The organism is Acidimicrobiales bacterium (assembly GCA_035294085.1).
GTDB lineage: Bacteria > Actinomycetota > Acidimicrobiia > Acidimicrobiales > Bog-793 > DATGLP01.
Map to the genome: position 1 here is coordinate 30,532 of DATGLP010000029.1, position 23,265 is coordinate 53,796.

General features: G+C 75.9%; 20 protein-coding genes. 5 read left to right on the top strand and 15 right to left on the bottom strand.

All coding sequences use genetic code 11. The features are described from left to right. Positions 1-4: 4 nt before the first annotated feature. From VKV23_10765 to VKV23_10790, 6 genes are all read right to left on the bottom strand, one after another. Positions 5-1,501 (bottom strand): cobyric acid synthase, encoded by a 1,497-nt coding sequence (locus tag VKV23_10765; GenBank protein ID HLI16514.1) that lies wholly within the window; start codon positions 1,499-1,501, stop codon positions 5-7. After that, the gene (cobO, locus tag VKV23_10770) at positions 1,501-2,064 is read right to left on the bottom strand and encodes a cob(I)yrinic acid a,c-diamide adenosyltransferase (GenBank protein ID HLI16515.1); all 564 of its coding nucleotides are present in this window, start codon (positions 2,062-2,064) and stop codon (positions 1,501-1,503) included. The genes VKV23_10765 and cobO overlap by 1 nt, the downstream gene beginning before the upstream one ends. Next, positions 2,061-2,876, bottom strand: a complete 816-nt coding sequence (locus VKV23_10775) for an ABC transporter ATP-binding protein (protein ID HLI16516.1) — start codon at positions 2,874-2,876, stop codon at positions 2,061-2,063. The genes cobO and VKV23_10775 overlap by 4 nt, the downstream gene beginning before the upstream one ends. After that, positions 2,873-4,003 carry an iron ABC transporter permease gene (locus tag VKV23_10780; protein HLI16517.1) on the bottom strand — a complete coding sequence of 377 codons (1,131 nt, stop codon included), beginning with the start codon at positions 4,001-4,003 and terminating at the stop codon, positions 2,873-2,875. Before VKV23_10780 ends, VKV23_10775 begins: the two co-directional genes overlap by 4 nt. Further along, positions 4,000-4,959, bottom strand: coding sequence for a helical backbone metal receptor (locus tag VKV23_10785; protein ID HLI16518.1), 960 nt, complete (start codon positions 4,957-4,959; stop codon positions 4,000-4,002). The genes VKV23_10780 and VKV23_10785 overlap by 4 nt, the downstream gene beginning before the upstream one ends. A 203-nt stretch (positions 4,960-5,162) precedes the next feature. Then, entirely contained in the window at positions 5,163-6,527 is a 1,365-nt protein-coding gene (locus tag VKV23_10790) for a cobyrinate a,c-diamide synthase (GenBank protein ID HLI16519.1), read from the bottom strand. A 46-nt stretch (positions 6,528-6,573) separates the two neighbouring features. Between VKV23_10790 and VKV23_10795 the strand changes: the two genes are divergently transcribed. After that, positions 6,574-7,467, top strand: a complete 894-nt coding sequence (locus VKV23_10795) for an ABC transporter substrate-binding protein (protein ID HLI16520.1) — start codon at positions 6,574-6,576, stop codon at positions 7,465-7,467. A gap of 56 nt (positions 7,468-7,523) precedes the next feature. Here VKV23_10795 and VKV23_10800 read toward each other — a convergent pair whose 3' ends face one another. The 3 genes from VKV23_10800 to ppsA all read right to left on the bottom strand — a co-directional run bounded on the left by VKV23_10800 (position 7,524) and on the right by ppsA (position 13,398). Further along, entirely contained in the window at positions 7,524-10,385 is a 2,862-nt protein-coding gene (locus VKV23_10800) for a cation-transporting P-type ATPase (GenBank protein ID HLI16521.1), read from the bottom strand. 260 nt (positions 10,386-10,645) lie between these two features. Further along, positions 10,646-11,095, bottom strand: coding sequence for a CBS domain-containing protein (locus VKV23_10805; GenBank protein ID HLI16522.1), 450 nt, complete (start codon positions 11,093-11,095; stop codon positions 10,646-10,648). Further along, entirely contained in the window at positions 11,092-13,398 is a 2,307-nt protein-coding gene (ppsA, locus tag VKV23_10810; protein HLI16523.1) for a phosphoenolpyruvate synthase, read from the bottom strand. The genes VKV23_10805 and ppsA overlap by 4 nt, the downstream gene beginning before the upstream one ends. A gap of 164 nt (positions 13,399-13,562) precedes the next feature. On the opposite strand from ppsA, the gene VKV23_10815 reads away from it, so the two are divergent. Further along, positions 13,563-14,525, top strand: coding sequence for a carbohydrate kinase family protein (locus VKV23_10815; protein ID HLI16524.1), 963 nt, complete (start codon positions 13,563-13,565; stop codon positions 14,523-14,525). Between the two features lie 4 nt (positions 14,526-14,529). Here the strand turns inward: VKV23_10815 and VKV23_10820 are convergent, their stop codons facing one another. The 3 genes from VKV23_10820 to VKV23_10830 all read right to left on the bottom strand — a co-directional run bounded on the left by VKV23_10820 (position 14,530) and on the right by VKV23_10830 (position 16,377). Further along, complete coding sequence (locus VKV23_10820) at positions 14,530-15,021, bottom strand: hypothetical protein (protein HLI16525.1); 492 nt, start codon at positions 15,019-15,021, stop codon at positions 14,530-14,532. 168 nt (positions 15,022-15,189) lie between these two features. Next, positions 15,190-15,657, bottom strand: a complete 468-nt coding sequence (locus tag VKV23_10825) for a universal stress protein (protein HLI16526.1) — start codon at positions 15,655-15,657, stop codon at positions 15,190-15,192. A 57-nt stretch (positions 15,658-15,714) separates the two neighbouring features. Next, on the bottom strand, positions 15,715-16,377 hold the full coding sequence (locus VKV23_10830) for a response regulator transcription factor (protein ID HLI16527.1): 663 nt from the start codon (positions 16,375-16,377) through the stop codon (positions 15,715-15,717). Between the two features lie 63 nt (positions 16,378-16,440). Here VKV23_10830 and VKV23_10835 point away from each other — a divergent pair, with 63 nt between their 5' ends. Continuing rightward, positions 16,441-17,577 (top strand): GAF domain-containing sensor histidine kinase, encoded by a 1,137-nt coding sequence (locus tag VKV23_10835; protein ID HLI16528.1) that lies wholly within the window; start codon positions 16,441-16,443, stop codon positions 17,575-17,577. Positions 17,578-17,653: 76 nt separating this feature from the next. On the opposite strand, the gene VKV23_10840 is transcribed toward VKV23_10835, so the two are convergent. Both VKV23_10840 and VKV23_10845 read right to left on the bottom strand, forming a co-directional pair. Continuing rightward, entirely contained in the window at positions 17,654-18,253 is a 600-nt protein-coding gene (locus VKV23_10840) for a hypothetical protein (GenBank protein HLI16529.1), read from the bottom strand. A 116-nt stretch (positions 18,254-18,369) separates the two neighbouring features. Continuing rightward, on the bottom strand, positions 18,370-21,096 hold the full coding sequence (locus VKV23_10845; GenBank protein HLI16530.1) for a GNAT family N-acetyltransferase: 2,727 nt from the start codon (positions 21,094-21,096) through the stop codon (positions 18,370-18,372). A gap of 141 nt (positions 21,097-21,237) precedes the next feature. Here VKV23_10845 and VKV23_10850 point away from each other — a divergent pair, with 141 nt between their 5' ends. Continuing rightward, positions 21,238-21,714, top strand: a complete 477-nt coding sequence (locus tag VKV23_10850; GenBank protein ID HLI16531.1) for a hypothetical protein — start codon at positions 21,238-21,240, stop codon at positions 21,712-21,714. Positions 21,715-21,755: 41 nt separating this feature from the next. Here the strand turns inward: VKV23_10850 and VKV23_10855 are convergent, their stop codons facing one another. Then, positions 21,756-22,022 carry a DUF1876 domain-containing protein gene (locus tag VKV23_10855; GenBank protein ID HLI16532.1) on the bottom strand — a complete coding sequence of 89 codons (267 nt, stop codon included), beginning with the start codon at positions 22,020-22,022 and terminating at the stop codon, positions 21,756-21,758. A gap of 179 nt (positions 22,023-22,201) precedes the next feature. On the opposite strand from VKV23_10855, the gene VKV23_10860 reads away from it, so the two are divergent. Further along, positions 22,202-23,224: a glycoside hydrolase family 76 protein gene (locus VKV23_10860; protein HLI16533.1), complete on the top strand. Its 1,023-nt coding sequence runs from the start codon at positions 22,202-22,204 to the stop codon at positions 23,222-23,224. Positions 23,225-23,265: the final 41 nt, after the last annotated feature.

The window sequence follows — 23,265 nt, forward strand, 5'->3', positions numbered from 1 at the left end:
CGCCTCACCTGCCGCCGGCGCCCTCGCCGAGGAGGGCGAGCACGGCCTCGAGCTCGAGGTGCTCCTCGAGGGCATCGGCGAGGCGGTCGATCCGCGCCTCACGCAGGGCCGCGAAGCGGACGCTCGAGGGCCCGAGCGGCCTCCCGCGCCGTGCCGCCGCGGCGGCGAGGAAGCGGTGCCGCAGCTCGTCGGACTCGAACAGGCCGTGCACGCTCGTGGCGTAGATGCCCCTCGCCTCGTCGGCGACGCCCTCGCCCGCAGGCTGCCCGTCGGTCACGAGCCAGGCCGGCACGCCCGGGCGCGGGACGGGGCGGCCGTGGCGGATCTCGTAGCCGACGACCGGCTCGCCCGACGACGAGCGGCCGACGACCCGGCGCGTCACCTTCTCCTCCTCGAAGGTCGTCACGACGTCGAGGAGGCCGAGCCCGGGCACCGTGCCGGCCCTCGACTCGACCTCGTCGTGGATCTCGACGCCGAGCATCTGGTAGCCGGCGCAGATGCCGAGGAGCGTGCTGCGCCGGGAGAGGGCCCTCGCGAGCGCCTCGTCGAGGCCCACCGAGCGCAGCCAGGCGAGATCCGCGACGGTCGCCTTCGAGCCCGGCAGGACGACGAGATCCGGGTCGCCGAAGGCGCTCGGGTGGCGCACGTAGCGCACGGCGACGCCCGGCTCGCAGGCGAGCGGGTCGAGGTCGGTGAAGTTGGCGAGGTGGGGCAGCCCGATGACGGCGACGTCGAGGCGGTCGCCCGCGCCGCCGGCGGGCGCCTCGCCTGCGAGCGAGAGGGAGTCCTCGGCATCGAGGCCGAGCGCGCCGAGGTGCGGGAGGACCCCGAGGGCGGGGAGCCTGCAGCGCCGCTCGAGCTTAGCGATCCCGGGCGCGAGGACCTCCTTGGCGCCGTGCAGCTTGTTCACCACGAAGCCGCGCAGCGTGCGCCGCAGGGGCGCCGGCAGGAGCGCGACGGTGCCGTAGAGCGAGGCGAAGACGCCGCCGCGCTCGATGTCGCCGACGAGGATCGCCGGGATGCCCGCCGCGCGCGCGAGCGGGAGGTTGGCGAGGTCCGCCTCGAGCAGGTTGATCTCGGCTGCGCCGCCGGAGCCCTCGACGAGCACGGCGTCGAAGCGGCTGCGCAGGTCGGCGAGCGCCGCCTCGACGACGCCCGCGAGGCGCGGGCGCGCCCGGGGCCAGTCGCCGGCGAGCGGGTCCGCAAGCGGCCGCCCGAGCACGACCACCTGGCAGTCGCCGTCGGCGCCGGGCTTGCACAGGACCGGGTTCATCGCCGCCTCCGGCTCGACGCGGGCCGCGGCCGCCTGGAGCGCCTGGGAGCGGGCGATCTCGTGGCCCGCAGCGGTGACCGCGGCGTTGAGCGCCACGTTCTGCGCCTTGAACGGGGCGACGCGCACGCCCCGCCGGGCGAGGACGCGGCACAGCCCCGTGACGATGCTCGTCTTGCCGACGCCGCTCGCGGTGCCGCAGACCAGGAGCGCGCCGGCGGACGCGGCCATCAGAAGTCGATGCCCCGGCGCGCCGCGATCCCCGCGTCGAAGGCGTGCTTCACCTTCACCATCTCGGTGACCGTGTCGGCGATCGCGACGAGCGCCTCGCTCGCGTCGCGCCCGGTGACGATGACGTTGACGCCGGGCGGGCGGCTCGCGATCGCCGCCAGCACCTCCTCCTCGTCGATCCAGCCCCAGTTGCACGGGTAGGTCACCTCGTCGAGGAGCACGAGGTCGAACGCGCCCGACGCGATCGCCTCGCGTGCCGTGGCCCAGGCCGCCCGGGCGAGCTCGGCCGAGCGCGCGAGGTCGTCGACGACCCAGGTGAAGCCGTCGCCGGTGGTGTGCCACGTGGCCCCGAGCTCGCGCAGCAGCCGCTCCTCCCCGGTGCGGAAGCGGCCGGACTTCACGAACTGGACGACGCACACGCGCCAGCCCCGGGCGAGGGCGCGCAGCGCGGTGCCGAGGGCAGCGGTCGACTTGCCCTTGCCGTCCCCGGTGTTCACGAGCACGAGGGAAGCCGCTCGCCGGCGGGCGCGCGGGGGCGGCGTCGTGGGCGGGGTCGACCTCACGCGCCGCCCGCCTCCGCCGCGACCGGCCCGGGGACCTCGAGGTCCTTCGGCCGCGCCGGCACGACTGCGCGCCCCGAGCGCGCCGGCAGCACCTCGACGCTCGCGGCGAAGAAGCGTCCGACGTTCGCCTCGGTGAGCACCTCGTCCGCCGTCCCGGCGGCGACGGCTCGCCCGCCCGCCAGCACGAGCAGCTCGTCGGCGTACTGGGCGGCGAGGGTGAGGTCGTGGATCGCGCACAGCACGCTGAGGGAGCGCTCGCGCCGCAGCTCGTCGGCGAGCTCGAGGACGCGCTGGCCGTGGCCGAGGTCGAGCGACGCGGTCGGCTCGTCGAGGACGAGCACGGGGGCCTCCTGGGCGAGGGCCCGTGCCAGCACCGCCCGCTGCGCCTCGCCGCCGGAGACCTCCCCGAGCGTGCGCCCGGCGAGGCCGGCGAGGCCGAGCCGCTCGAGCACGGCGGCCGCCACGAGGCGATCGCGCCTCGTCTCGCCCCCGAGGTAGGGGCGGTGGGGCGCGCGGCCGAGGAGCACGTAGTCGGTGACGGTCATCCCGGGCGGGAGCACGGGGCGCTGGGGGACGTAGGCGACGAGGCGCGCGGCGCGCCGACGGCTGGCGAGGTCCCGGCGCTGGCCCGCGACGCGGACCTCGCCCGCGTAGGGGACGAGGCCGGCGACGGCGCGCAGCAGCGTCGACTTGCCGGCGCCGTTCGGCCCGATCACCCCGAGGAAGCCGCCGTGCCGGACGCGCGCCGTGACGCCGGCGAGCACGACGCGCCCGCCGAGGGTCACCGACACGGCGTCGACCTCGAGGGTCACGCCAGCCTCCTCGCCTGGCGCAGCACGACGAGGAAGAAGGGAGCGCCGAGGAAGGCGGTGACCACCCCGAGCGGCACCTCCCCCGGGGCGAGCACGGTGCGGGCGAGCAGGTCGGCGAGGATGAGGAAGCCGGCGCCGAACAGCAGCGACAGGGGCAGGATGCGCTGGTAGCTCGGCCCGACGAGCAGGCGGATGGTGTGCGGCACGATGATCCCGACGAAGCCGATGAGGCCGCTCACCGAGACCGCCGCGGCGGTCCCCAGCGTCGCCGCCGCGATGACGACGAGGCGGACGCGCTCCGCGCGCACCCCGAGGCTCGTCGCCTCCTCGTCGCCGACGCTGAGGACGTCGAGCAGGCGCCGACAGGCGAGGAGCGCGACCGCCGCGACGCCGACGTAGGGCAGGACGAGGGTGACGTCGCTCCATCCCGCGGTCGACAGGCCGCCGAGGATCCACGTGTAGACCTGCTGGAGGACGGGCGTGTTGCGCTGCTGGAGGAAGGTCTGCGCTGCGGTGAAGAAGGCGCCGACCGCCACGCCGGCGAGGATGAGGTTGCCCGCCGGCCCACCCCGGCGGGAGCGGCCGAGGGCGAAGGTGGCGAGCACGGCGAGGATCGCGCCGGCGAAGGCCAGGGCGGGCACCGGGCCGGCGGGGAGCTGGGCCAGCCGGGGCAGCTCGATCACCGCGACGGTGGCGCCGAGGCCGGCCCCCGAGGCGACGCCGAGCAGGTACGGGTCGGCGAGCGGGTTCGAGAAGACCCCCTGGTAGGCAGCGCCGGCGAGGGCGAGCATCGCCCCGACGACGCCGCCGAGCACGATCCTCGGGGCTCGCAGCTGCCAGACGACGGCGACGCCCTCGGGCGACAGGTGCGGGTGGAGCGCGACGAAGGGCAGCCGACTGACGACCTCCTCGAGCACGGCGCCGGGAGGCAGGTCGGCGGGCCCGACGACGACGCTCGCCACCGCCGCGCCGAGGAGGAAGGCGATCCCCGCGACCACCTGCACCGGCCTCAGGCGCGTCGGCTCGACGGTGGCCGTGGCGGCGTCGTCGATCTCCCACAGGCGCAGCGCCGGTGCTCGGGAGGCCTCACGCGCCTCCCGGCGCTCCCGCCGAGGGGCGAGGCTCACGTCCCGGCCGGCCGTGCGGCCCTCGCGTGCGCGCCTCGGGCCGTCAGGATGCGATCGAGGACGGCGACGAGCGTCTCGAGGCTGTGGGGTCCCCACTCCGAGGCGAGCGAGTCGGGGATCCCGTAGACGTGGTGGAGGCGGACGGCCCGCAACCGGGCGAAGCCGGGGCGGTGGGCGAAGGTCGCGGGGCTCTGCCTGCAGCAGTCGGTGTCCGCGAGGAAGACGTAGTCGGGGTTGGCCCGCAGGAGGTACTCGGCGGACAGCTGCGGGTAGGCGGAGCCGTGCGCCGCCGCGTCCGCGATGTCGCGCAGCTTCAGTCGGGCGAAGATCGCGCCGACGAAGGTCTTCGAGGTGGCGCTGTACAGCGTCGGGTCGAGCTCGAGGTAGTAGGTCTTGCCGCGCGCCGCCGAGCCGGCAGCGCTCGCGGCGCGGGCGATGCGCTGGGCGAGCGTGCGGGCGACGCGGGACGCCGCGGCGACGTGCCCCGTCGCTCGGCCGAGCTCGGCGAGCTGGGCGTCGACGCCGGCGAGCGAGGTCGCGGGAGGCAGCAGGAGCGCCGGGATGCCGAGCGTGCGCAGCTGGGCGACGAGGTGGCTGGCGTCGAAGGCGAGCAGGACGAGGTCCGGCCGCAGGCTCAGGTAGTCCTCGGCGCTCGTCTCCCCGCCGGTGAAGCTGGTGCGGGGGGCGTTCGGCGGGTACGTCGAGTAGCGGTCGACGCCGACGACCTGGGGGCCCGCCCCGATGGCGTAGAGCATCTGGGTCGCGCTCGGCGAGAGCGAGAGGATCCGCGTCGGTCGCGCCGGGATGCGCGCGACCCCCTCGGGCGTCGCGATCGCCACCGGGAAGCCGCGCCGGTGCGCGCCAGCCCCTCGGGGCGCCGCGCTCGCGACCGCGCCGGGCGCGAGCAGCCCGACGGCGAGGGCGAGAGCGAGGGCTCGGGCAGAAGGTCTTCTCATGGCACTCCTCCTCGTGGTCGAGGGCTCGTGCCGCCAGCAGGAGAGGACCCCTGCGACCTGCCCGTTACCTCGACGCGCCTGGTCGCTGCCGACTGGCCAGGCGACCTGGCTCGTCCTCCCTCGAGAGCTCGGAGGAACGACAGTTGCGGGACAGCGCCGGACTCCCACCGGACTTCGCTGACCAGCCGGTTGCTGCGTGCACCCTAGGCGCGCGCCGCGCGCCGTGGCAAGGAGTCGAGCGCCGCGCGCACGAACCGCTGCGCGAGCACCGGGCGCGCCGCGAGGTGCTGGTGCAGGTAGCTGGCGAACAGGGTCGGCGACGAGAACCCTGCCCGCCCGCGGCCGAAGCGGCCCTCGAGCTCGAGGGCGTCGCCCGCGGGTTCGACGGTCGAGCGGTGGAACTCGTGGCCGACGAGCTCGGTGCCCGCGGGGCCGAGGAGCCCCGGCACCCGCGTCGTCGCTCGCCGGTAGCCGATCGCGAGGGTGTCGCCCAGGCGCGCCCGCACGCCGGCCAGCGCGCCGGCGAGGGGGACGCCGTCGAGCGATTCGCACAGGAGGAGGAAGCCCCCGCACTCGGCCCAGGTGACGAGGCCCGCCGAGACCCGAGCGGCGAGCTCGTCGAGGAGCGGTCGGTTGGCTGCGAGCTCGGAGGCGAAGACCTCCGGGAAGCCGCCACCGGCGTACAGCGCCGCCGCGCCGTCCGGCAGGCGCGCCGCGCGGCACGGGTCGAAGGGGACGAGCTCGGCGCCGGCCTGCTCGAGCAGCTCGAGGTTCTCGGGGTACACGAAGCTGAAGGCCGGCCCGGCGCACAGCGCGACGACGCAGCGCCCGACGAACGAGGCGCTCGGCGGGTCGACGGCGCGCCGCGTCGGCGCGGCGCGCGCCAGGCGGAGGAGGGCCTCGAGGTCGACGTGGCGCGCGACCACCTCGCCGAGGCGGGCGATCGCGGCCTGCGTCTCGGCGGGCCGCTCGGCGACCGGCACGAGGCCGAGGTGGCGCTCGCGCCAGACGAGGTCGTCGCGTCGGGGGATGGCCCCGAGGACGGGCAGGCCGAGGGGTGCGAGCGCCTCGCGCAGCAGCTCGGCGTGCCCCGCGCCGCCGACCCGGTTGAGCACGACGCCGGCGACGTCGAGGGACGGGTCGTAGCTCGCGTAGCCGTGGACGAGGGCGGCCACCGAGCCGCTCATGGCCGACGCGTCGACGACGAGGACGGTGGGCGCCTCGAGGACCCGGCTGACCTCGGCGGTCGAGCCGTCCACGCCGGGGAGCCCCGCCCCGTCGAAGAGCCCCATCACCCCCTCGACGACGAGGAGGTCGGCGCCGCGGGCCGCGGCGGCGGCGAGCCCCGGCAGGAGCTCGCGACCGGCCAGGAAGGCGTCGAGGGAGCGCCCCGGCCGCCCCGTGGCGGCACGGTGGTAGCCGGGGTCGATGAAGTCGGGCCCGACCTTCGCCGCGCCGACGCGCAGCCCGCGTGACGCGAGCGCGGCCATGATCCCGGTGGCGACCGTCGTCTTGCCGACGCCCGAGTGCGTGCCGGCAACGACGAGGCGCGGGCCGAGGAGGGCCATGGCTCGATCCTTGCACCGACGCGCCCGCCGTCGGGCACGATGTGGCGTGCGCATCGTCTCGCTCCTGCCCTCGGCGACCGAGATCGTCTACCTCCTCGGCCTCGGTGGCGACCTCGTCGGGGCGACCCACGAGTGCGACTGGCCACCCGCGGCGCGCCGGGTCCGGCGGGTGTCGGCGTCCAACCTGCCGCCGGGCGCGTCGCCGGCCGAGATCGACCGGCTCGTCAGCGCGAGCGTCTCGGGCGGCGCGCCGGCCTACGTGCTCGACCACGAGGCGATCCGCGAGCTCGCCCCCGATCTCGTCATCACCCAGGACCTGTGCGCGGTGTGCGCGGTGCCCGCTGGCCACCTGCGCGCCGCGCTGGACGTGCTCGGGATCGAGGCGCAGGTCCTCTCGCTCGATCCCTCCTCGCTCGGCGAGGTGCTCGACTCGATCGTCGCGGTCGGGCGCGCGACGGGGACCGAGGCGCGCGCCCGGGAGGCCGTGGCCGCGCTGCGCGAGCGCCTCGAGGCCGTGCGCCGCGCCGTCGCGGCGCGACCTCGGCCGGCGACGCTCGCCCTCGAGTGGAGCGACCCGCCCTACAACGCCGGCCACTGGGTCCCCGAGATGGTGCGTCTCGCCGGTGGCGAGCCGCTCCTGGCGTCCGCCGGGGTGCCCTCGACGCGCCTCGCGTGGGAGGCGATCGGCCGCTCGCGCCCGGAGGTCGTCGTCTTCCTGCCCTGCGGCTACGGGCTCGACGCGGCGTGCGAGGAGGCGAGCGCGCTCCTCGCCAGCCGGCCCGAGCTGGCCGGCGCGCGGCGCCTGTTCGCGGGCGACGCCTCCGGGTACTTCTCCCGGCCCGGACCGCGCCTCGTCGACGGCACGGCCGCCCTGGCCGCGGCGCTGCACGACCGCTGCGGGATCGAGGCGCCGGCGGGGGTCCTGGCGAGGCTGCGCTGAGCCAGCTCGCCGGCGGGCCGGTGGTGCCACCGGCGAGCGCCGCGGCGTGGCGCTCGCTACGACCGGACCCGCGCCACGGCCGTGGGCGCAGCGCTCTCGTGCCGCCGGCCTCCGCCCGTGGGGGACTCGAGGGAGCCCGGCGGGCGCGCCCCGGGAGGCGGCGGTCCGCACGGCGGCGGCGCCGATCGCCGGCGGGCGACCGCCTTGCGCAGCTCGTCGGCGCCTGCGACCACGACGGGGAAGGGGAGGAGCAGGGCGAGCTGCGCGGGGGACAGCGACGCGGTCCCGAAGAGCGCCTCGAGCGGCGGCGCGTAGGCGAGGAGCAGGGCGAAGGCGACCTCGAAGGCGACCCCCGCGAGCAGCGCACGGCTGCGCCGCAGGCCGAGCGACCAGATCGGCGCCCGCTCGGCGCGCACCGCGAAGGCGGTGCCGACCTGGCACGCGACGATCCCGAGCCAGGCGACCGTCGTCGCCTGCCGGTAGGCCTCGTGCAGCGGCGTGCCTGGCCCGGTCGGCGTCCCCGGGTGCCAGCCGGCACGCAGCAGGACGAGGAAGAAGCCGCCGAGGACGAGCGCGGCCGACACGACGCCGAGGAAGCCCCACGAGCGCGCGAGCATCGACCGGCGGACGACGCTCTCGTGCCGGCCCCGCGGCGGCCGCTGCATGAGTCCGGGCTCGGCGGGCTCGCGGCTGAGGGCGAGGGCGGGGAGCGTGTCGGTGCCGAGGTCGATGGCGAGGATCTGCATGACCGTGAGCGGCAGGGGGATCGTGCCACCCGACAGGGCGAAGGCGAGGAAGGGGACGATCTCCGGTACGGCGTGGGTGAAGATGTAGACGATGAACTTCCGCACGTTGTCGTAGACGCGCCGTCCCTCTTCGATCGCGGCGACGATCGTGGCGAAGTTGTCGTCCGTCAGCACCATCGTCGCCGCCTCGCGGGCGACGTCGGTGCCTGCCCTGCCCATGGCGACGCCGATGTCGGCGCGCCGCAGCGCCGGGGCGTCGTTCACCCCGTCGCCGGTCACGGCGACGACCTCGCCGAGCGCCCGCAGCGCGTCGGTGATCCGCAGCTTGGCCTCCGGCGAGCTGCGGGCGAAGATGATCTCGTCGCCGCTCGTGAGCAGCGCGTCGAGCTCGTCCTCGCTGAGGCGGTCGAGCTCCTCGCCGCTGACGACCCTGCTCGCCGCCGAGCCGATGCCGACCTGCCGGGCGACGGCCGCGGCCGTGAGCCCGTAGTCGCCGGTGACGACGTGGATCCGAACCCCCGCGGCGTGGGCCTTCGCGACCGACGCCGCCACCTCCGGACGGGGCGGGTCGAAGAGCGCGACGAGGCCGAGGAAGCACAGGTTGCGCTCGACCTCGTCGCGCCGGGGCGTCCCCTCGAGCCCCGCCGGCGCGGCGCGCCGCGCGACGGCGAGGACGCGAAGGCCCGCCCTCGCCTGCTCGGCGACGACCTCCTCGACGCGCTCGCGCCAGCTCGCCGTCATCGCCTCCTCGGCGCCGTGGCGCGTGGCGATCCGGTCGCACAGCGGGAGCACGCTCTCGGGCGCGCCCTTCGTGTGCACGACGAGGGCGCCATCCACCTCGTCGAGCGTCGACATCCGCTTCAGGTGGGGGTCGAAGTGGTAGAGGGCGCGGCGCGACCGGTCGCGCTCGGCGGGCCGGACCGGGACGCGTGCCCCGGCGGCGAGCTCGAGGAGGGCGAGCTCGGTCGGGTCGCCGGTCGGGCCGGCGAGCCCGTCCCCGCGGCTCGCCGTCGTGCACGTCGCGCCGGCGCGCGCGAGCGCCCGCAGCTCGGGAGGCGCTGCGGCGAGCTCCTCCGGCGATGCCGTGCCCGCGGCGGTCCACACGGCGGCGGCGCGCATCTGGTTGGCCGTCAGCGTCCCGGTCTTGTCGGTGCAGATGACCGTCGTCGACCCGAGCGTCTCGACCGCGGAGAGGCGCTTCACGACGGCGCCTCGCCGCGCCAGGTCGCGCGCGCCGACGGCGAGTGCCAGCGTGATCGTCGGCAGGAGCCCCTCGGGTACGTTGGCCACGATCAGGCCGACGGAGAAGCTGACGGCCGCCCGCAGGGAGAGGCCGGCCGCGGCGCCGAGGGGCAGGAAGGCGATCGCCGCCGCGAGCGCGACCGAGGCGATCAGCCACGCCACCCGCTTCACCTGCCGCTCGAGCGGGCTCTGCTCCCGGACGGTGCGCTGGGAGAGCGAGGCGATCCGCCCGAGCTCCGTGCGCATCCCCGTGCGCGTCACGACGGCGCGCGCCTCGCCCCCGGTGCAGGTCGACCCGCTCAGGACGAGGTTCCGGGCGCTGAGGAGCGGACCGTGCGTCTCGACGACGTGCGCCGCGCGGTAGGCGGGGAGCGACTCGCCCGTGAGGGTCGACAGGTCGACCTCGACCTCGCCTTCGATGAGCCGAGCGTCTGCGCTGATCCGGTCTCCCTCCTCGATGAGGACGACGTCACCGGGCACGAGCCGGCTCGCCTCCACCTCGGTGGGCTGGCCGTCGCGAAGGACGCGGGCCCGCTCGGGCAGGTAGGCGGCGAGCGCCTCGACCGCCCGCTCCGCCTGCTCCTCCTGGGCGAACGCGACGACGGCGTTGAGGACGATGACCGCGGCGATGGCGCCCGCCAGGAGCGCGCTCCGGTTGACGAGCGCGAGGGCGGCGGCAGCGGCGAGGAGGAGGGCGAGCGGGTGCGTGAACTGCCGGGCCAGGTCGCCGGGCCAGTGCCGGCCGCCGCGGCGGGCGAGCTCGTTCGGGCCTTCGGCGACGAGTCGACGGGCTGCCTCGCGCTCCGAGAGGCCCGTCGGCGAGGTGCGCAGGCGCCAGAAGAGCTCGGCGAGGGGCTGGCGCGGGTCGAGGGGGGCCTCGCGACCGAGGCCGTCCGCCCCTCGCGACGGCTCGTTCGCGTCCCCGGTCACGTCGGTCTCCCGCCGCGACGGCGCCGCCTCCGCTCGCGGCGCGACCCGCCGCTCGGTCGGAGGGAGCGGGCCGCTCGAGGCCCCGCTCGCACCCCGGGTGGAGCTCCGGGCGCTGCGGCGGCCGCGCCGACGGCGGTCATGGTGTGCTCCTCTCGTCACACGCCGGTCCGGGCGGCTGCTCCAGGCTCGCGAGGGCGCCCGCCCGCGCTGTAGGGGCGAAGGTCACGCCGGCAACCGAGCGGCCGTGCCGGCGCGAGCCGCTACACGCGATCGCCGAGCAGGCCGGAGAAGACCTGGCGCATCGAGAGGATGCCGGCCACGCGGCCTTCGGGCGTGACGACGAGGAGGTGGCGTACCTCATGGGCGAGCATCATCCTCGCCGCGTCGACGAGGTGGCTCGTCGTCGTCACCCAGTAGGGCCAGGGCGAGGCGACGGTCTCGACCTGCTCGTCGCCGCCGAGGCCGAGCGCGAGCGCGCGCGTGAGGTCCCGCTCGGTGACGAGCTCGCGCGGGAGCTCGCCGACGAGCAGCGCGGACACGTCCGCGGCCCGCATCACGCGGGCCGCCTGCCGCAGGCTGGCGCCGTGCGGGACGTGCACGACCGGGCGCAGCTCGAGCTCGCCGACCTCGACGTCGAGTCCGCGACGCCCCCGCCCGCCCTCCTCGCCTGCGGCGGCCGGCTCGCCACCGGCCGCGCCGGGAGCGCTCATCGCCGCGCGCCGGGCAGCTTCGGCCGGTGCCGGGGCGCGAGCGGGCTCGGGATCGCGGGCTGGTCGCGACGCGCGCCCGCGAGGACGAGACGCCACTCGGCGTCGGCGACCGAGCGGCGCACGGCCTCGACAGCGTCGGGGTTCACCGAGATCGAGGTGATGCCGAGCTGCACGAGGTACTCGGCGAACTCGGGGCGGTTCGACGGCGCCTGGCCGCACAGCGACGAGGTGATGCCAGCCGCCTGGCAGGCCGCGACGATCCGGCCGATCGCGTCGAGCACCGCAGGGTCGGCCTCGTCGAAGAGGGGGGCGAGGACCTCCGAGTCACGATCGACGCCGAGTACGAGCTGGGTCAGGTCGTTGCTGCCGATCGACACGCCCTCGACGCCCATCGCCGCGTAGGTAGGGATCCAGGAGGCGGCCGAGGGCACCTCGGCCATCACCCACACGGGGAGCGCGCTCGCCTCGGGGTGGGCCGCGACGAGCTCGAGGCAGCGCTCGAGCTCCCAGGCCGTCCGGACGAAGGGGATCATGAGGCGCAGGTTCGGGCTCGTCGTGGCCACCGTGCCGAGCACGTCGAGCTCGAGGCGGAACAGGTCGGGCTGGTCCACGTAGCGGAAGCAGCCCCGGTAGCCGATCATCGGGTTGTCCTCCTGCGGCTCGACGTCGCCGCCGTCGAGCTTCCGGAACTCGTTGCTGCGGAAGTCGATGCTGCGGTAGACGACGGGACGGGGGGCGAAGGCCGTCACGATGCGCGTGAGGTGGGCCGCCATCGTGTCGACGAACGATCGGGCCTCGCCGCGCTCGAGCAGCTTGCGCGGGTGGACGCCGCGCAGCGCGTCGGTCACCATGAACTCGGCGCGCAGCAGGCCGACCCCGTCGACGGGGAGCGCGGCGACCTCCTCGGCGTGCTCGGCGACGGCGAGGTTGACGTACAGGCGCGTCGCCAGCGGCTGCGTCGCGGCCGGTCGTGCCGGCGCCGCCGGCGGTGGCGGCGCCTCGCCCACCACGCCCTCGAGGACCTGGCCCTTCGCGCCGTCGACCGTCACCACCTCGCCGTCGCGAAGCACGGTCGTCGCGTTGCGCGTCCCGACGACGCAGGGCACCTGCAGCTCGCGCGCCACGATGGCGGCGTGGCAGGTCATGCCCCCGCCGTCGGTGACGAGCGCGGCCGCACGTCGCATCACCGGTACCCAGTCCGGGCTCGTCATGGTGGCGACGAGGACCTCGCCGTCGCGCAGCCGGTCGCCCTCGTCGGGCGAGGCGAGGACGCGCACGGCGCCCGACGCCCGCCCCGCGGAGGCGGCGAGGCCGTTCAGCAGGACCCGTCCGGGCGCACCCGCCTTCGCCGCGCGGGCGTGCAGGGTCGTGATGGGTCGTGACTGGACGAGGAAGGTCCTGCCGGCCGCCATGGCCCACTCGGCGTCCTGCGGGGACCCGTAGTGGCGCTCGAGGGCGAGGCCGAGGCGGGCGAGGTCGACGACCTCCTCGTCGCTGAGGACGCGACGCGCGCCCGTCTCGGCGTCGAGCTCGACCTCGCGATCCGCGCCGTCCGGCCCGCGCACGACGGCCACTCGCTTGCGGCCGACGCGCACGCTCACGAGCGTGGGTCCGTCCTTCGAGACGACGTAGGTGTCGGGCTCGACCCGGCCGGAGACGACGACCTCGCCCTGGCCGAAGGCGGCCTCGATGACGATCCGGTCGGCGCGGTCCGAGGCGGGGTCCGCCGTGAACATGACCCCGGAGCGCTCGGAGGGGACCATCTCCTGGACGATCACCGCCAGGGAGGGCTCCTCGGTCACGCCCTCGAAGGCTCGGTAGGCGACGACGCGCTCGCCGTAGAGGGACGCCCAGCAGTCGACGATCGCCGCGAGGAGCGCCTCCTCGCCTGCGACGTTCGTCCGGGTGAGGTTCATCCCGGCGAAGGAGGTCCCCGCGGTGTCCTCGCTCGTGCCCGAGGAGCGGACGGCGACGCTGGCCTTCTCGCCGAGCTCCCGGTAGGCGGCGAGCACCTCCGCGGCGAGTTCGGGCGGCACCGGGGTGCGCCGCAGGAGCTCCTGCGCCTGCGCCGCGGTCGAGGCGAGGCTCGCCGGGTCCTCCGGCCGCACGTCGGCGAGGAGGCGGCGCAGGGCGTCGCGCTGGCCGGAGCGCTCGACGGCCTCGAGGTAGGCCTCGCTCGTGATCACGAACCCGGGCGGCACCGGCAGGCCGGCCCGGGTCATCTCGCCGAGGTTGGCGCCCTTGCCGCCGACGAGGCCCACGTCCTCGAGGCCGACGTCCTTGAACCAGCGGATCCGCTCCATGCGTCCTCCTTCGAGAGCCCTGCCTCCAGCCTGTCGGCGGCGCCGGGCGCCGCCAGGGTCGAACGGCACCTCCCGCCCGCGCGTCGCGCGCCGCGGCGCGCGCGCCGGTGCCGGGTACGCTCCCCGCGGACGTGCGCGCGATCGATGTGCTGAGCGTCGGAGACGTGACCACCGACGTCTTCATTCGCCTCCTCGAGGCGCGCGTCGTCGACGCCGGCGAGGGGGACCGCCGTCTCGAGCTCCCCTACGGGGGCAAGGTGCGCTTCGAGCACGCCGAGACCGTGGCCGCGGGGGGGAACTCGTCGAACGCCGCGGTCTGCTTCGCCCGTCTCGGGCTCGCCGCCGCGCTCGTCGCCAACGTCGGCGGCGACCAGGTGGGTCGCGACGTGCTCACGGCGCTCCACCGCGAGGGCGTGGACACGCGCTTCGTGCGCATCGACCCGGGGCTGCCGACGAACCGCAACTTCGTGCTGTGGTACGGGGACGAGCGGACGATCCTCGTCCACCACGAGTCGTACGAGTACCACTGGCCGCACCTGCGCCCCTCGGAGGTGCCTCGCTGGCTCTACCTGAGCTCGCTCGGCGACGAGACCCTCGAGTACTACGGGCAGCTGGCCGACTGGCTCGAGGCCGAGCCCGCGGTGCGCCTCGCCTTCCAGCCCGGGACCTTCCAGATCCAGCTCGGCACCGAGCGGCTCGCCCGCCTCTACCGGCGGGCCGACCTCCTTGTGTGCAACCGGGAGGAGGCAGCGGTCATCGGCGGTGGTCGCCACGCCGACGTCGCCGACCTCCTCGACCACCTGCACGCGCTCGGGCCTCGGGTCGCCGTCGTCACCGACGGCCCGGCGGGCGCCTACGCGTCGGATGGCCGGCGCCGCTACCGGGTCCCCTGCTACCCCGACCGCGAGCCGCCCCTCGAGCGGACGGGGGCCGGCGACGCCTTCGCCGCCACGCTCGTCGCCGCGCTCGCGAGGGGGCTCCCCCTCGAGGTGGGACTCGCCTGGGCGCCGGCGAACGCGATGAGCGTCGTCCACCGCGTCGGCTCCCAGGGCGGCCTGCTCACCGAGAAGGAGCTCGAGGCGGAGCTCGAGCAGGCGCCGCCCGGCTACGCGGTGCGCCCCCTGTAGTGGCCTAGCGCAGCGGCATCCCCTCCGCGATGCGCTGCAGGTGCTCGAGGATGAGGATGTGCTTCCTCGTGTCGAGCTCCATCGTCTCGACGAGCAGCGGCCACAGCGTGGTCTGCGCAACCGGCTTGAGCGACCTGCGCAGCAGCTTCAGGCGGCGCGCGTCCTCCCGCTCGAAGCGAAGGAGGGCCGCGGTGGCCTCCCGCAGCGCCGCCGCGTCGGCGCGCCGCACCGGCACGTCGGGAACCGCGTCGGCGCGCTCCCCGAGCTCGATGTCCGCCCGAAGCGTCTCGGCCAGCTGCTCGAAGAGGCGGTGGTGGCGCTGCTCGTCCTCGACGATGAGGTCGACGAGGTACGCGACGTCCGGCGACTCGAGGCTCGCGCCGAGACGCAGGTACGAGTCGAGGAGGTCGCTCTCCTCCTGGACGTGGGCGCGGAAGGCGTCGTAGAGCTCGACGTCCCACGAACGCGTCTCGCTCGGACCGGTCTGCGTGCTCATCGCGCCTCCTCCCCCGGGGCTGGCCACGAGGCTCGGGCCGCTCCCACCCCGGCCTGCGCAACCATCGAAGCCGCTCGAGCCGGAACGGGACAGGGACGAACGGCCTCTTCGGCCGGCCCGCTTCGGGCGCCGCGGCGCGCCCGCCCCGGCTCGCGTCCTCGCCGGCGGCTACGAACGGACGATGACGACCGGGCAGCTCGCGTGGTGCGCGACCTGGGTGCTCACCGAGCCGAGGAGCAGGCCCGCGAAGCCGCCCCTGCCGCGCGAGCCGACGACGACGAGCAGGGCGTCCTTCGCCGCGCCGAGGATGACGTTCGCTGGCGGGCCGCTCTCGATCTCGTAGTCGACCGGGACGTCCGGCTCGTCGCCGAGCACCTCGGCGACCTGGCGCCTGACGAGGCGCTCGGCGTCCTCCGCCACCCCCTCGAAGGCTTCCGGGGGCAGGTAGGCGGTCGTGCTCAGTGCCGGGAGGCTCCAGGCGTAGACGACCCTGAGCGACGCCCCCCGGAGGCGGGCCTCCTCGGCCGCGAAGGCGAGCGCCCTCGAGGACGGCTCCGACCCGTCGACGCCGACGACCACGGCGCGCCGGCGTTCGCTCGCCGTGGCCGCCTCCGCCGTCCCCTCGTTCGCTGGCATGGTCGCGCTCCACCTCCAGGTCGGCGTCGGTGCTGCCGGTGCGCCCGATCCCCGTCGTCAGCCCGGCCGGCGCGCGGCGTGGCTGCGACGCTCGGCGAGGCGTGCCGCGTACACGGCGGCCTCGGTGCGCCGGCCCATGCCGAGCTTGGCGAGCAGGTTCGAGACGTAGTTCTTCACCGTCTTCTCGGCGAGGTAGAGCTCGGCGCCGATCTGGCGGTTCGTCTTGCCCTCGGCGATGAGGTCCAGGATCTGCCGTTCGCGGGCGGTGAGCCGCTCCACGTCCTGGCGCTCGGCCTGGGCACGCCGCAGGCCGTCGAGCACGCGCCGCGTCGTCGCCGCGTCGATGAGGGAGTGGCCGTTCGCGACGGCCCGGATCGAGGCGACGAGCTCGTTGCCCTGGATCTGCTTCAGGACGTAGCCGGCGGCCCCCGCCATGACCGCCTCGGCGAGCGCCTCGTCCTCGGCGAAGGAGGTGAGGATGAGGCAGGCGGTCTCGGGGTGGCGCGAGCGGATCTCGCGGCACACGTCGATCCCGTCGCCGTCGGGGAGGCGCACGTCGAGCACGGCGACGTCCGGGCGCGCGGCGTCGATCCGCTCGAGCGCCTCGGCGGCGGTCGCCGCCTCCCCGACGACCTCGATGTCCTGGTCGGTCTCGAGGACGCGCCGCACGCCCTCGCGCACGACCTGGTGGTCGTCGAGGAGGAAGACGCGCACGGGCACCGCCATAGTCTGCCCGATGCGTCAAGCGACCGTACGTGCCACGCGAGGTGGCAGGATGTCGCGGTGGCCTTCGAGGCGCTGCACGACCCGGCCCGGCTGCGAGCGCTGCTCGCGTCCGTCCTCGCCGTCGAGTCCGACCTCGAGCTGCCGGGCGTGCTGCAGCGCGTCGTCGACGCGGCGCGCGAGCTCACCGGTGCCCGCTACGGCGCCCTCGGCGTCCTCGACCCACAGGGCAAGGGGCTCGCCGAGTTCGTCTACACGGGGGTCGACGAGGAGGTGGCGCAGGCCGTCGGGCACCTGCCGGAGGGCGCCGGGATCCTCGGGCTGCTGATCGTGGACCCGCGGCCGCTGCGCCTCGCGGACCTCACGAAGCACCCCGACTCGGTCGGCTTCCCCCCCGGGCACCCCCCGATGCGCTCGTTCCTCGGCGTGCCGATCCGCGTGCGAGACGAGGTCTTCGGCAACCTCTACCTCACCGAGAAGGTGGGGGCGCCGGAGTTCTCCGAGGAGGACGAGGCTCTCGCCGTCGCGCTCGCGGGGGCCGCCGGGCTCGCCGTCGGCAACGCCCGCCTGTACGCGCGCGTGCGCGAGCTCAGCGTCGCGGCGGACCGCGAGCGCATCGCGCGGGACCTGCACGACCGGGTCATCCAGCAGCTGTTCGCCACGGGCCTCGCCCTGCAGTCCGTGCTGCCGGTCACCGAGGTGCCGGAGGTGCGCGAGCGCATCCAGGAGGCGGTCGCCGAGCTCGACGACACCATCCGCCAGATCCGCACGACCATCTTCGCCCTCGAGCCGCCGCCGGCCGCCGCCAAGGGCGTGCGCGCCCAGGTGCTCGAGGTGTGCGCCGAGGCGACCCGGAGCCTCGGCTTCGAGCCCGAGGTCCGCTTCGTCGGCACCGTCGACCGCAGCGTCGACGGCGCGGTGGCGCCCGAGCTCCTCTCGACGCTTCGCGAGGCGCTGTCGAACGTGGCGCGCCACGCCAGGGCCCGCCACGTCGAGGTGACGCTGTCAGCGATCGACGGCGGCGTCGAGCTCACCGTCGCCGACGACGGCGTCGGGATCCCCACGGCGAGGGCTCCGGGCGGGCGCGGCCTCGCGAACATGGCCGAGCGTGCCGCGGCGCTCGGCGGCGACCTCGCGCTCGCCTCGCGTCCGGGCGGCGGGACCGCGCTGTCCTGGCGGGTGCCGGTCCGAGGCTGAGGCGGCGGGGCGCGCGAGCCCGGACGCGCCGCCGCCCGGCCGGGTGGCCGGGCGGCGGGAGCTCGGGAGGCAGCGCTCAGGCGGCGCGCAGCCCTCCGGAGGAGCGCCCGAGGAGCTCGGCGTCCTCGCGGGTGCGCGAGGCGTGCCAGAAGCCGAGGACGACGAGGACGGCCAGCACGCCGGCGAGGCAGAACGAGGCGACCGACGCCCACAGGGCGATCTGGCCGAAGGTCCAGAAGCCGTAGGCCTCGAGCAGGAGGCCGCGCAGCGTCGTTCCCCGGAACACCGTCTGCACGAGCCCTGCGAGCTTCGCGTCGTTCGGGTGCGCGAGCGACGCCGCGCTCACCTTCGAGTAGACGCCGTGGTAGGGCATCTCGGACAGGTGCACGGCGATGAAGTGGTCAGCGTAGGCCTCCGCCTGCGGGCCGGTGAGCACCTGCTGCCCGGCGTACTGCTCCAGGTAGGGGCGCATCCCCGGCGTCACCTCCGTCCCCGGCTTGGCGTGGGCGAAGGCAGCCTTCGACGGGAAGAAGATCTGCTGCTCGGCCAGCTGGTTGTGCACGTTGCTGTTGGCGAAGGTGTAGCCCCACATGAGCAGCGCGCCGGCCACCACCAGCACCACGACGAGCAGCGCGCCCCCGGCGCTGACGAGAACGTCGAAGACCTTGCGTCGCATCTCGTGCTCCTCTCACTCGCTCCCTGGTCGTGACCACCATCCCCGCTGGACGCCGCTCGCCGACAGGGGAGAACGACCCGGCCGGAGGGCCCCACTTCGACGCCCCCGCTCGATGCTCAGCGCAGCCGGCGCCGGTCGTCGGGTGGGGCCGGCGGCGTCGACGCGACCCGCAGGCGCGCGTCCACGACGACGACGCCCGCCGGCGTGGCGATCGCCGGGTTGCAGTCGGCCTCCGCGACCTCCGGGAGGTCCTCGGCGAGGCGGCTGACGCGCAGCACGAGGTCGACGAGGGCGTCGACGTCGACGGGGGACGAGCCCCGGTAGCCGGTCAGCAGGGGGGCGCCGCGCACGCCGAGGACCATCTCGCGCGCCTCCTCGGAGCTGAGCGGCGCGAGGCCCACCCGGTGGTCGGCGAGGAGCTCGACGGCGACGCCACCGAGGCCGAAGAGGACGACGGGCCCGAACTGGGGGTCCTGGACGAAGCCGGCGATCACCTCGACGCCGCCGTGCACCTGGGGCTGGACGACGGCGCCGGTCATCGCCGAGCCGATCGAGCGCGCCATGCTCTCGAACGCGGCGCGTGCCGCGGCCGGGCCCTCGACGCCGAGGCGCACCCCGCCGACGTCGCTCTTGTGGATGATCCCCGGGCCGAGCGCCTTCACGACGACGGTCCCGCCGAGCTCCTCGGCGGCCCGCGCGGCGTCCTCGGCGCTCGCCACCTCGACGGTCGCGAGCGCGGGGATCTCGTAGGCCTCGAGCACGGCGAGCGCGCGCCGGCCCGTCAGCCAGCCGTCGGGGCCGGCCGGCGCGAGGCGCCGGCGGGCCTCGTTCGCGTCGGTGCCGGCGACGACCGCCGGCAGGCGTGCCGGCAGCGACCGCCAGCGGCCGTAGGCGACGGCGTGGGCGAGCGCCCGGACGGCGGTCTCCGGGTAGGTGAAGGTCGGCACCGGCCGGCGGGCGTTCGCGAGGATGCTGCGCCCCGCGTGGGTGCCGAACAAGGTGGCGAGGACGGGTCGGTCGATCCCCCGCGCGCCGGCCGCGTCGACCGCCGCGGCGATGGCGGCCGCGACGTCCACCGCCTCGGTCGTGAGCGGCGGGGTGAAGATCACGACCGCGGCATCCGCCTCCCCGCTCGCCAGGACGAGCTCGAGCGCGCGGCCGAAGGCGTCCGCGCTCGCCGAGGCGACGAGGTCGATCGGGTTGCGCACGCTCGCCGCGGCGGGGGCCGCCTGGCGCACCAGCGCCTGCAGCTCGTCGGACAGCGCCGGCACGGACAGGCCCGACCGCACGCAGGCGTCGGCCGCGAGCACCCCGGGACCGCCCGCGTTCGTGATGATGGCCACCCGCTCGCCTGCGGGCACGGGCTGGTGCGCGAGCAGCGAGGCGACGTCGAAGAGCTCCTCGACGGTGTCGACGCGCACCACGCCGCTCTGACGGAACAGCGCCTCGACGGCCTGCTCCGAGCTCGCCATCGCCGCGGTGTGCGAGGACGCCGCGGCGATGCCCGCGCGCGTGCGCCCCGCCTTCACCGCCACGATCGGGGTGCGCCGCCCGACGCGCCGGGCGAGGCGGGCGAACTTGCGGGGGTTGCCGAAGGACTCGAGGTAGAGCAGGGCGACAGCGGTGGCCGGGTCCTCGTCCCACCAGACGAGGAGGTCGTTGCCGCTGACGTCGGCCTTGTTGCCCATCGACACGAAGCTCGAGATGCCGAGCCCCCGGGCGCTCGCCTCCGCGAGGATGGCGATGCCGAGGCCGCCCGACTGCGACGCGAAGCCGACCCGGCCGGCGAGCGGCCGCTCGGGGGCGAACGTGGCGTTCATCTGGACGGCGGGGTCGGTGTTCACCACGCCGAAGCAGTTCGGGCCGACGAGGCGCATCCCCCATCCGTGGGCGAGCCGGGTGAGGGCCGCCTGCGCTGCTTCCCCGTCGCTCCCGACCTCCGCGAAGCCGGCCGAGACGACGACGAGCGCGCCTACCCCCTTCGCGCCGCACTCGCCGACGACCCCGAGCACCGCCGGGGCCGGCACGGCGATGACCGCGAGGTCGACCCTCGCGGGCACGTCGGTCACGCTCGGCCAGCACGGAAGGCTCGCCACGGCCTCCGCCCTCGGGTTGACGGGGTAGACGGCCCCCTGGAAGCCGCCGGCGACGAGGTTGCGCACGATCTCGTGGCCGATCGAGCCGGGCCGGCGCGACGCGCCGATCACCGCGATCGACCTCGGCCGCAGGAGGCGGCTCATCGAGCGCAGGACGGCCTCGCGGTCGCGGCGCTCGGTGGCCTCGATCGACGCCTGGGAGGGGGCGATGTCGAGCACGACGTGGACGGCGCCGTCGGACCGGCTCGAGACGGTCGCGAAGCCGGCACCGTCGAAGACCTGGCGCATGCGGGCGTTCGACGGCAGCATGTCCGCGACGAAGCGCCGCACGCCGCGCAGCCGGGCCTCGCTGGCGAGGTGCTCGAGGAGCAGCGTGCCGAGGCCCCGCCCCTGGTAGGCGTCGTCGACGACGAGGGCGACCTCGGCCTCCTCGTGGCCGACGACGCGGTGGTACTCGGCGAGGCCGACGACGCGGCCGTCGCGCTCCGCGACGAGCGCGAGGTCGTCCGGGCCGCCCGAGGTGACCCGGGCGAGGTCGGCCTCGCTGAGGCGGGGGTGGGCCCCGAAGTAGCGGGAGGACGCGCTCTCCGGCGAGAGGCGGGCGTGGAAGTCGACGAGGGCAGCGCGGTCCTCCGGCGTCGCGGGGCGCACGCGCGCCGTCGAGCCGTCGGCGAGGAGCACGTCGACGGGTGCCAGCGCGGCCGGCGGCGGGCTCGCCGGCGCCCCCGTGGGACGCGTCCCGGGCATCACGCAGGCCTCCTCGTCTGGGCGGTTGCGCCCAGCTTGCAGGTTCGAGCTCGCAGCGCCGCCAGGGTCGATCGTCACACGCCTGCCGGTGTGACGATCGACCCTATCGATTCAGGCCGTGCGCTCTGGCAGCATCGCGCCATGATCAAGAAGCGGTCGACCGAGGCCCTGTCCAACGACTGGCAGCTGCGCATCGCGCACGCCTTCAGCTCGCACGTGCGCGAGGAGACGCACGTGCTCGACGCCTACGAGCTCGTCGCCCAGACGACCGGGGACGAGGGGACGCGCTACCTGCTGCGGCTCATCCTCGACGACGAGCGCCGCCACCACGAGATCTTCGAGCAGCTCAGCGCGTCGCTCGATCGCGGGGAGGCTCCGAGGATCCCGGATCCGCCGAACCCCGCGCCCGCCGACCGCCCCGCGCTGAGCGCGCAGACCCGCCGCCTGCTCGAGCTCGAACGCTCCGACGAGCGCTCCCTGCGGGAGCTCGCTCGCGAGCTGCGCCCTGCCGAGCGAGCGACGCTGTGGCGGCTGCTCGTCGACCTCATGGAGCTCGACACGACGAAGCACATCAGGATCCTCGAGTACCTCCAGGAGCGGCTGGACGCCCTGGGGTGAGCCCGCCCGAGGGCGCGCGCGCCGCACCGGGCGCCCACCGCTCACAGGTGGAGCGTCACGGCGTGGCCCTCCCTGGTCGCGATGTGCTCCTCGGCCTCGTAGACGAGGCGGTGGACGAGCTGGGAGAGCGCCCTCGCCGCGGCGAGCTCCTCGCCGATGAGCGGCACGTCCGGGTCGGCCGGGTGGCGGCGCGCCGCGCCCCATCCTGCGAGGTCGCGCCCGCCTGCGTGCAGGTGCGCATCGGCGCGGGTGCGATCCTCGTCCTCGGTGAAGACCACCTCGATCGTCCACACTCGGTTCTCGGACATCGCGCTCCTCCTCGCCTCCGGGCCGGCGAACGCCGCGGCTCGCCCCCGCCAGCTCCCTGGCGTCGCGAGCATGCCTGCCGGCGCCGAACGCCGACAGGGCTGGAGGTCCCCTCCGAGCGTCCCCGCAGGCGCCGCGCGGGGCCACCACCGCCGTGAGCGGCCCGTCGAGAGGGACGGGCGTGGCGCGCCACGCTCGGCGTGCCGCCCGGCTGGGTCGCCGCCTTGCGGCGCGCTTCGGCCTTCCCGGCGTCGGCCTGCTCCGGGCGCGCCCGGTCCCGGGCGCGGGGATCGCCACCCTGTGGCCGTTCGCCAACGCCCTCGCCGCGCTCTGCGCGCTGGCCGGTACCTGGCCGGCTCGCTCGGCCTCGCGGGACGAGGCCGTCGAGCGGCTGGAGCACGCCGTCGCGGCCCTCGACGCCTACCGACGGGGGCCCGGCGCCTACTGCTCGGTCGTGCTCCCGCCGCTCGGTCCGGGGGGCGACCTCTACTTCGACGACAACGCCTGGGTCGGGCTCGCGCTGCTGCACGAGCACGACCTCACCGGCGCCGTCGCGTCCCTCGAGCGCGCCGCGGCGATCTTCGAGCTCCTCGCCCGCGGGTGGTCCGACGAGGAGGGCTGGGCGCACCCCGGCGGCATCCGCTGGGCCGAGCCCGCCTGGAGCACGGGGCGTACCGCCTGCTCGAACGCTCCCGCTGCCGCGCTCGCGCTGCGCCTCTACCTCCTCGGCGGTGCGACGCGGCACCTGGAGTGGGGGAGACGCCTCTATGGCTGGGTGCGCCGGAGCCTGCTCACGCCGGCGCAGCTGTACGCCGACCAGATCGCGCCCGACGGCCGGGTCGACGGCCGGATCTACAGCTACAACCAGGGGGCGATGATCGGGGCCGGCGTCCTCCTCGCGAGGGCGTCGGGCCGGCACCGCCACCTCGAGGAGGCGGCGAGCACCGCGCGCGCCTGCCTGGCGCGCCTCCGTGCCGTTCGGGCGCTCGACCAGCAGGGACCGGCGTTCAACGCCATCCTGGCGCGCAACCTGCTCCTCCTCGACGCCGCGCGGCCCGTGCCGGAGGCCGCCGACCTCGTCCGGCGGTACGCGGCGAGGCTGTGGCGGCGCCAGCTCGCGGGGAATCTCGCCGCGAGCCTCAACGGCGCGGCGGCGCCGATCGCCCTGAACGCCCTCCTCGCCGGGAGCGCGCCGACGCCGTAGGGTCCGCCGCAGATGTTAGGGAAGTGTTACGATGCCCCTCC